The sequence below is a fragment of the Aeromonas sp. Y311-2 genome (assembly GCF_027706025.1).
GTDB classification, from domain to species: domain Bacteria; phylum Pseudomonadota; class Gammaproteobacteria; order Enterobacterales; family Aeromonadaceae; genus Aeromonas; species Aeromonas veronii.
In genome coordinates this window covers 1-8,107 of sequence record NZ_JAPDCL010000047.1, presented here as the reverse complement: position 1 = coordinate 8,107, position 8,107 = coordinate 1, and the positions used below count along the sequence as shown (strand labels likewise).

Below are 8,107 nucleotides of genomic sequence, written 5' to 3'. Positions count from 1 at the left end.
CACGGGCTCGCCACCGCTCTCGCCTATGCCGCTGGCCTGCGGGCTCACGAGCTGCTGACCCTGCGCCGCGGCGAGGAACGCGCCGCCGATCCCCGCCCCGCCCTCGCCAGCAAATGGCAGGGCCGTGACGGGGTGATCTACACCGTCCACGGCAAGGGCGGGCTGGTGCGCGAGGTGCTAGTTCCCCACGCCTTGGCCGAACGGCTGGAAGCCGTGCGCCTTGACGCCCCCCAAGCCATCACCGATCGCGGTATTTACTACCAGTCCCACTACGACACCGGCGGCGGCCAGCGCTGGAGCAACAGCGTCTCCGCCGCCAGCGAGCGAGTGCTGGGCTGGTCTACCGGTGCCCACGGCCTACGCCATAGCTACGCCCAGGAACGCATGGCCGAACTGCAGGCCAGCTTGAGCAGAGACGCCGCGCTGACCACCGTCAGCCAAGAGATGGGCCACTTTCGGCCCGAGATCACGGAGACCTACCTACGATGAGACTGTTTTTGCTGGCCGTCAGCCTGGCGGCATTGGTGGCGCTGTGGTGGTTTCTCGATGACCTGCTGGCCATGCGGGCATGGGTCGTGATGCACCGCGGCGCAGAGCCGGAGATCACCCGCGGCTGGCTGGCCGTGATAGCCGCCTGGCCCGTTGCGCTTGCCGGCGTGCTGCTGGGCGGATCCGGCGTCTTCGCCACGCTGGGCTGGCTGATGGTGCAGGCAGAAGATCACGACCATCAGCGCCACCTCAAACAGCTACAGCAACGCCTCGATGAGGCCGAACAGCAGGCCGCGAACGCAGAGCAGGAGGCCCGCACCGCCTTGCAAGCAGAGCGCGATCAGGTGCAGCAGCTGCGGGCGAAAGCCCTGGAGGCGATCCGGCAGGCCGAGAGGCTACGGCAACAGGCCCTCAGTGACCAAGCGACCGCCCGAGAATGGGTGGCCCAGGCAAACACCGAACGAGACAACGCGAACCGGCGAGCGAACAACGCCAGCGCCGCCTTTGCGCGTAAAGCCAAGCAAGCTAAAACCAGAGCCATGCAGACAGGCGACAATCGGGACTAGTTACCTGCTGCCAAGAGGAATAGAATCAATTTTCGTTTTTGATTGCTCAGGATGTGGATTTGATGGAAGAGCTACAAGCTAAATGGACGTTTGACCAGGGCGGATTTGTAGGAGAGGAATAAAGTTTCATACTAAGCAGTCAAGTAACCCTGTTTGTACCGTTCTAAATGATACTCACCCAGAAATAAAGATTCATACTAATTCCTACTACAAAATCTGAGTCACGCTACAACTGAGTAATAAAGTATCATACTGGTTGTCTTGAGCATCCACAGATTGATTGGCCCCATTCAAACACGTTTCTGGACAAGAATGAGCTAGAAGTATTGATCTAGCTCTGGTGATTTGAATTAGAAAATGTATTAATGTTGTGTATAGTTTATCAGCAGGTATTCGTAAGCATCTAGTCAGGAAAAACAACAATACCCAACGCTTCGAGAAGCTGTTCTTGTTGCCAGCTGGCAATTTTGATACCTGATGTATCGACTTTTCGAGGATCTAAACCGTCGAGTTCGGCGTGACATAAATTAGCACCCTGTAGGCTAAACTGTCCCCAGACATCTTCAGAAAAAACACCTCGACTTAAGTCTGACTCTTTCAGTGATGCGCCCGCGAGGTGAGTCCCTATCCAGCGATTTTCAAACAGCTCACATTTTTCTAAACAGACCCGCTCCATATTGGCATAAGACAGGTTACATCCAGTAATAAAGGCTGAGCAAAAGTACATACGATTACTCACTTGATTGGCAAAGTTTGCTCGGGAAAAGTTGGCCCCTTTTAAATCACACTCACGTAACTCAATACCGTAGCAATTGGCGTTACTAAAGTTTGCCATCGCAAGCTGGCATTGTTGGAAACTTGCATCGCGAAGGTCTGCGACATCAAAATGGCAACCTTCGATATCACCCTGTTCAATGAACTTGCAGTTAATAAATGTCGCATCACGCAAGTTAGCACGTCGAAAATCGCATCGGATAAAGGTGCAAGCAGTGAAAGTAATATCACTTAGATCTTGATGTGAAAAACTGTGGTGTCGATATGTGTGACGGTAGGTTTCCATGTTGACTCCTATGATGAACTGGACGCAACACTACCATCAAAGCCACATCACATCACCAAAATAAAAACACTAAAAATCAAGATCTTAAAAACCCTCATTTTGCCTATTTTAAGGGGGTAAAATAGCGCCCTGAGCCTCTATGTTAACGTTCAAAGTACGCGGCACCATTGAAAAAAGTTATCCGCTTAAAAAGCCACAGAGAAAAGGAACCCAATAGATTACTGATGTCCGCCATTAGGTAAAGTAACCTTAAACGGAAGCCTGCAATTTGAAGTAGATACAAGGTCTAAGAAGGAATGGGGCATAAACGTTTTAGAAATGGCAGTGTACTCTGATCGCTGCCATTTAAGTATGAATCTTTAATACTCAGTATGATTCTTTATTACTTAGTAACGAAACTTTATTCTACTCACACAGGATTGGCCAAAGCGGTGATCGTGCCGACCCCAATGGGCCAAGGCTACCACCTGCATCTGGTCAAGTTCGGCCGCAACAGCGAGACCGCCGTGCTGGAGAGACAACGAGGAGGCTGGCGCGTGTTCAAGACAGTCGATGCCGCCGCCAACACCGCCAATGCGATCGGATTTAGGCGCATCGAGATCGACTTAAGCAGCCGTTGACCCAACCAATGGGCTCAGCCAGCGACAGAAAGATAGGGCGGGGGGCTTTCATACTCTTGTGTGAAGGGTACCCGCCCATGTAGCCATTCAAAACGTAAATTCGACACATCGTTTCTTGGATGTGATGCGGAGACACCGCGCCGTGGACAACGCCCCCGCCCACAGGCAGAACCGACTGCCTGATGGACGGCCTCCGGTTCGGGCGCTTGCCCACCTCGCCAAGATCCTCTCTCTTGAATGCTTTAAGGGCTCAAAGAACGCCCCGCGGGCGCTGTTATCTGATAAGGCTTGTTTTCGCGATCGCTATTTTGAAATTTTGGCGTACTTGCTCACGGTACTGGCGGAGACGTTGAGATCCTCAGCTATGGTGCTGTGCGGATACCCCGCCGCCTTCATGCTCTGGATGGCCTCCCAAAGCTCCCAGTTAGTCCGGCTAGTTCCTGCTGGTCTACCCCCTCCCTTGGATACCTTCCCCCCCTTGGCCCCTCGATGCGCCTGCACCTGGCTAAACCCTGCGGGGGTGAATCGGTTCCATACCCAACGGGCGATGCTCTTGGCCGTGGCCTTGATCTCACTATGGGGTAACGGGCCGCCCTGCTCGCGTCCAAACGCATTGGCGCTCTCACAAGCAGCTCTCACCGCATTGGCCCATGCTTCGTACCCGTTAGGGCGCCAATACTCCCGCACCGCGCTGTAGCCCCATTCCCGCACGTTATCGAATACGGTGACGTTACGCCCCAGCCCGCTCGCCTCCTTGCCGCTGCGGCGGTTGTAGGCCGCCAGATCAGCATCGGGACAGAACTCGGCGAGGTAATCGAGCGAGTAAGGCTCATGGTTGTGCCATATTGTCCACCAATCGCGATGTACCGGGTTTTTGGTGATCAACCCAACATACCCCATGTCAGCACCCAGCTTCTTCGCCAGAACGTGCTCTATGGCCGCCAGATAGCGCAGCGGCTTTAGCCTGGCGGCATTGGTACGCGCCACTGGCGCAGCCAGCAGATAGCCGAGGTGGTAATTGCCGTTTTCGGGGTTGATCGCGATCCAATGCGGCGCAGGCAAGCCATGATCTCGCCACTCTTGATACCCCTCTCGCCGTTGCTCATAGGGCTTCCTGTCCACATCAAACACAATGCAGGAGACATGCGGAGGCGGATTGTGCTGGACATGGCGATAGGCCAGCGCGGTCGCCTGCGGGCGGATAAGGAGCCCCTGCGCCGGATCATCAGTGCAGTAGGGACGGTGGGGGAGACGTTCGACGAAAGCAGCGGCTTGAAGCGCTGGTTTTACCATCGGACACCGCGCTTATTGGCGGTGCAGGGTTGTTTGATGTGATCCATGTGGTATTCTTTACCTCGTGATTCGTCACAGCCCCGAACTCTCTGTTTATCTTCCGCCAAGTTGATCACAGAGATTCGGGGTTTGTCTTTTCTGGGCAATACGTTACCGCACTCCCCACCTCTCGGCAACGTCGCCTATTCCAGCCGCGAACCTGCGTCCAGATATACCTGCTCACGCTCTCGTTTCCCTACCGCGACCACAAACACCACCACCCGATCATCTTGCACCTGGTACACCAACCGGTATCCGGCACCACGCAATTTGACCTTGTAGCAATCCGGCAGCCCATGCAGGCGGTTGGCCTCATTTCTTGGCCGTTCCAGCACCTCTACCAGCTTCTTCTTGAACTGCTGGCGCACGGTGTCGCCCAGTTTCTTCCACTCCCGCCAAGCACGGGGATCAAACTCAAGCTCAAAGGTCATCCAGCGACACCTTGATCCCTTTTTGGGGACTGGCCAACCGCTCCCGAACGAGCGCAAGGAGCGCCTCTTCGTCCTCTGTCACGACGGTAGTCCGAAACGGTAACCGCTCCTGAGCAGCAACGTACTCCAGCGTTTGCCGCAGCAACTCTGAAGGCGTCACCCCCAACCGATCCAGCACCGCATAAGAACGGGCTTTTAGATCATCATCGATGCGCAAATTGATCGTACCCATCACTCACCTCACCACTGACAACGAATGTAATTACAAATGTAATGCGATTTGGCGTTTGTAGCAATGCATCACCGTTGTCGTGGTGCGACATCGAAACCGGCCGCATCGACCTCGAAGCGGCGCACACCGATGTCCTGCAGATAAGCCTGCAGGGTATCGAGCTTGCGAAAGATCCGTAGCTGCTTGCTGCGCTGGGCGGCGAGGGCGCGTTCGGCCAGACCATAGCGCACTAACAGGGACCAGCCGCCGGGTTGGCCGACGGCGACCACGACACGGACGGCACCGGCCGCGACCAGTTGCACCAGGGTGGGATGGGTGATGGTTTCCATGGGTCATTTCCGAAGCAAGGGTTAATGCGGTGCAGGATGAGAGATAGCGTGCCGCAAAACAAGCCATGTTGCGGGCTAACGGGCAGCAAAAAGGGCGTCCGATTTAACGTAACGCCCCCTTATACGCAGTCATTCTGCTCTCTGTGGCAGAATGACTGCTTTATTGGCATCTGGAGGTCTTATGTGGTTCAACAGCAAACTGAAAAAAGAGAATCAACAGCTCAGGGAGGTCTTGCAGCTCAAGGAGCAGCAACATCAGGCCAAGCTAACTGAACTGCTGGCCACTATCGGGGAGTATGAACACATGCAACGTAGCAGCCGGGAACGAAGCGAACTCTTCAATCAGGTGCTCACCTGCCAGAACCAGGGGGGCGAGATGTTGCAGAGTGTGCGGGAGGCGCTAGCGGGCAGCGCCGAGCACCTGATGGCGGAGAATAGAGCTCTTTCTGAGCTGGAACAGCTGTTTGCCCAGACCCGTGATGCCATCATCCGCCTCTCCGGGCGAGCCCATGCCATCACGGATGAAGCAGCCCGTAGCCTGAAGGCCGTCCATCTGCTTGATGTCAGTACATCGGCCATCAATCAGTTCGTAGCTGCTATCCAGGGTATCTCTGATCAGACCAACTTGCTGGCACTTAATGCCGCCATTGAAGCGGCCAGAGCCGGTGAGGCTGGGCGAGGGTTTGCCGTGGTGGCAGATGAGGTGCGACAGCTGGCGAGCAAGGCCCACGAGGCCAGCGGCCAGATTGAAGTGCTGGTCAGGCAGATAGTGGCTCAGGCGAAGGAGATTAAGCTGATCATTGACGATAACCAGGCCAGCGCAGCTGAAGTTGCGACATCCTCCTCACAGATCGAGGTGGTCGTGACCCAGGTGTTGGCGCAATCCGGCCGGATGCAGCAGGTGATACACGGTGCAGCAACTACCTCTTTCCTCAATACCACCAAGCTGGATCACGCTGTTTGGAAGAACACCATCTATCGGCTTATTGATCAGCAGCACTTTCACGAGCCGGTCAGTGACCATCGGCAGTGCAGGCTGGGTAAGTGGTATGTCGAGGGACAAGGAGCCGAGCTATTCTCCCACAAGTCGGCTTTTCGTGAACTGGATGGGCCGCACAAGCAGGTACACGAGAGTGGCAAGGCGGCTCTACACGCGCGTGAACAGGACAATATCAAAGAGATGGTCGAGCAGCTCCAAAGCATGGAAAACGCCAGTATGCAGGTGGTGCACTGCATCGACCGCCTGCTGGGGAGTGTCTAACTAGGCCAAAAATGCGCCAGCGGGGGCAAAGAAAAGCTGCGCATAACGCCTTTTATGTTCAATTGCCGACTTCACATAGCAAAACGGCCACTCCGTCAGGATGTGGCCGCCTGTATCGCGTTTTGCGGGCATTCCGCCCCCTGACCAAGGCGTTCACCGCCTGAAAGTTTGCAACGGATTCTAGGGTGTTTGAGGGGCCTTTTCGGCACGTTCTGGTTTCGGCATGTTTTTGCATCCAGTGGCCCGTTTCTATGTCTTGTCTCGTACATCGAGGCGGACCCGATCAGATAAGCTGGCTCAATGGGGGGAAGCGGGGCCAGATCCCCCCCATTGCCAATCAAATTTAGCCTTTGACCAATCAAAATTTACTTTTTGATTTCCCGCTGCAGGCTGACCAACAACATTGCACCGTTAGCACAACCCTCGATGCCCTCACCCGATCCCCGCGTGGCACTGACAGCACGCTTTTCGCTGTCAGTGTCGCACGGGGACACCAAGCGCAGCGCGGTAGGCCCATGCCTCCCATGGCCACGGCGGTGAGGGTTCCCCCTCACCGGCTGGGGATGCCCAGCGCCCCGCTTTTCCCCCTGGGAAAAGGCGCCCCCCAGGGGCGCGGACACGGCAAAGGGCGGCACGACCGCCCAATGCCGTGTTGTGGGCTTATGCCCACGCTATGTACGACTCATAAATTCGCCGCTACATAGCGTGGGCATTGGTTTGTAGCGACTTCACGCACATTTTTATAAACACATGCCTAATGCACACATTTTCGCGTTATGCTGACGTGGCAAATGAGCCCGTCACACTCCAACGTGACCCTGATACACCGGATACAGGTAACCGATCCGAGGCCAGCCCCATCAGGCAGCGCACTGAACCCCAACAGCCAAATAGGGAGACCCGCACGGGTTCTGACGGGAACAGCTAAATCCCAGTGTCTTACCCGCACACTATCGGGTACGTGAAATGAGGCGAGATCGGTCCGAGCCCTCCACACGCAAACAGGAGAACAGGGGCGAATCGGCAGGGAAACCCGCCGCAGTGCTCGAATTTTCGAGTGCTGAGTGTTCTTACAACCGAGAGCCGTAAAATGGATTTTGACCCCCACGCCGAGCTGGCCACCTTGCGCCAGCAAACCGCCCTGATCCGCAAGCAGCGCTATGCCCGCTCCCGTCTCGACCGCCACCGCGCCGAACTGCTGGCCTTGCATAACGCAGGGGCGAGCGCGGCAGAGCTGCAGCGCTGGTTGCGCACCCACCGGATCAGCGTGGTGCACAGCACCGTGGCCCGCTGGCTCACCAAACACACCGACCACTGATGGCCACCTTCCGCGCACCGACAGCCCAAGCCGCCCACGTCATGAAATCCCTGCAGGGTCATCACCTGCGCTCCGTAGGCACTGTGCGCAACTACGAGCAGGGGTTGACCAGGGTAGCCGAGTGGACGCAGCGAGAACGCCTCCCTGGCGGTCTACGGGCGATGACCCCCGAGCTAGCCATCCGCTACCTAGAGCAGCGCGGGCAGGAGGTCGGCCAGAAGGCGCTCGACATGGAGCGTCAGGCCATGCAAGCGATGATGCGCCATGTGACCCACGCACTCGCAACCGACGGACGGCTCCCCGTCATCAAAAGTGAATTTGCCCAGGTGCTGACGGCTCGCGCCTACACGGCCCCCCAGGTGGCACTGATCGCCGCCGCCCAAACCCCCAAACACGGGCTCGCCACCGCTCTCGCCTATGCCGCTGGCCTGCGGGCTCACGAGCTGCTGACCCTGCGCCGCGGCGAGGA

General features: G+C 56.6%; 10 protein-coding genes and 1 pseudogene. 6 read left to right on the top strand and 5 right to left on the bottom strand.

Going from position 1 to position 8,107, the window contains the following annotated elements; translation table 11 throughout:
- The first annotated feature begins 132 nt into the window (after positions 1-132).
- Together OKC42_RS22225 and OKC42_RS22220 are read left to right on the top strand one after the other, a co-directional pair.
- Positions 133-489, top strand: a complete 357-nt coding sequence (locus OKC42_RS22225; RefSeq protein ID WP_333563381.1) for a hypothetical protein — start codon at positions 133-135, stop codon at positions 487-489.
- On the top strand, positions 486-1,055 hold the full coding sequence (locus tag OKC42_RS22220; protein WP_128318440.1) for a hypothetical protein: 570 nt from the start codon (positions 486-488) through the stop codon (positions 1,053-1,055). The genes OKC42_RS22225 and OKC42_RS22220 overlap by 4 nt, the downstream gene beginning before the upstream one ends.
- A gap of 403 nt (positions 1,056-1,458) precedes the next feature.
- On the opposite strand, the gene OKC42_RS22215 is transcribed toward OKC42_RS22220, so the two are convergent.
- Complete coding sequence (locus OKC42_RS22215; protein WP_012537714.1) at positions 1,459-2,115, bottom strand: quinolone resistance pentapeptide repeat protein QnrS2; 657 nt, start codon at positions 2,113-2,115, stop codon at positions 1,459-1,461.
- Between the two features lie 371 nt (positions 2,116-2,486).
- On the opposite strand from OKC42_RS22215, the gene OKC42_RS22210 reads away from it, so the two are divergent.
- Positions 2,487-2,735, top strand: a complete 249-nt coding sequence (locus OKC42_RS22210) for a plasmid replication protein RepB (protein ID WP_270820921.1) — start codon at positions 2,487-2,489, stop codon at positions 2,733-2,735.
- Positions 2,736-3,038: 303 nt separating this feature from the next.
- Here the strand turns inward: OKC42_RS22210 and OKC42_RS22205 are convergent, their stop codons facing one another.
- From OKC42_RS22205 to OKC42_RS22190, 4 genes are all read right to left on the bottom strand, one after another.
- Positions 3,039-4,028, bottom strand: coding sequence for a replication initiation protein (locus tag OKC42_RS22205; RefSeq protein WP_128318438.1), 990 nt, complete (start codon positions 4,026-4,028; stop codon positions 3,039-3,041).
- A gap of 182 nt (positions 4,029-4,210) precedes the next feature.
- Positions 4,211-4,498, bottom strand: coding sequence for a type II toxin-antitoxin system RelE family toxin (locus OKC42_RS22200; RefSeq protein ID WP_113740797.1), 288 nt, complete (start codon positions 4,496-4,498; stop codon positions 4,211-4,213).
- Positions 4,488-4,730: a type II toxin-antitoxin system RelB/DinJ family antitoxin gene (locus tag OKC42_RS22195; RefSeq protein ID WP_128318445.1), complete on the bottom strand. Its 243-nt coding sequence runs from the start codon at positions 4,728-4,730 to the stop codon at positions 4,488-4,490. The genes OKC42_RS22200 and OKC42_RS22195 overlap by 11 nt, the downstream gene beginning before the upstream one ends.
- A gap of 68 nt (positions 4,731-4,798) precedes the next feature.
- The gene (locus OKC42_RS22190) at positions 4,799-5,059 is read right to left on the bottom strand and encodes a hypothetical protein (protein WP_128318444.1); all 261 of its coding nucleotides are present in this window, start codon (positions 5,057-5,059) and stop codon (positions 4,799-4,801) included.
- A gap of 181 nt (positions 5,060-5,240) precedes the next feature.
- Between OKC42_RS22190 and OKC42_RS22185 the strand changes: the two genes are divergently transcribed.
- The 3 genes and pseudogenes from OKC42_RS22185 to OKC42_RS22175 all read left to right on the top strand — a co-directional run.
- Positions 5,241-6,320, top strand: coding sequence for a methyl-accepting chemotaxis protein (locus tag OKC42_RS22185; RefSeq protein ID WP_270818664.1), 1,080 nt, complete (start codon positions 5,241-5,243; stop codon positions 6,318-6,320).
- Between the two features lie 1,090 nt (positions 6,321-7,410).
- Positions 7,411-7,638, top strand: a complete 228-nt coding sequence (locus OKC42_RS22180) for a hypothetical protein (protein ID WP_128318442.1) — start codon at positions 7,411-7,413, stop codon at positions 7,636-7,638.
- A pseudogene (locus OKC42_RS22175) lies at positions 7,638-8,107 on the top strand (site-specific integrase); the annotation flags it as partial. The gene OKC42_RS22180 and the pseudogene OKC42_RS22175, both read left to right, overlap by 1 nt.

Bases quoted from the DNA above. Each gene is read 5' to 3' on its own strand.
- OKC42_RS22220 (WP_128318440.1), top strand. From the start codon at position 486: ATGAGACTGTTTTTGCTGGCCGTCAGCCTGGCGGCATTGGTGGCGCTG.
- OKC42_RS22215 (WP_012537714.1), bottom strand. From the start codon at position 2,115: ATGGAAACCTACCGTCACACATATCGACACCACAGTTTTTCACATCAA.
- OKC42_RS22210 (WP_270820921.1), top strand. From the start codon at position 2,487: ATGATTCTTTATTACTTAGTAACGAAACTTTATTCTACTCACACAGGA.
- OKC42_RS22205 (WP_128318438.1), bottom strand. From the start codon at position 4,028: ATGGTAAAACCAGCGCTTCAAGCCGCTGCTTTCGTCGAACGTCTCCCC.
- OKC42_RS22200 (WP_113740797.1), bottom strand. From the start codon at position 4,498: ATGACCTTTGAGCTTGAGTTTGATCCCCGTGCTTGGCGGGAGTGGAAG.
- OKC42_RS22195 (WP_128318445.1), bottom strand. From the start codon at position 4,730: ATGGGTACGATCAATTTGCGCATCGATGATGATCTAAAAGCCCGTTCT.
- OKC42_RS22190 (WP_128318444.1), bottom strand. From the start codon at position 5,059: ATGGAAACCATCACCCATCCCACCCTGGTGCAACTGGTCGCGGCCGGT.
- OKC42_RS22185 (WP_270818664.1), top strand. From the start codon at position 5,241: ATGTGGTTCAACAGCAAACTGAAAAAAGAGAATCAACAGCTCAGGGAG.
- OKC42_RS22180 (WP_128318442.1), top strand. From the start codon at position 7,411: ATGGATTTTGACCCCCACGCCGAGCTGGCCACCTTGCGCCAGCAAACC.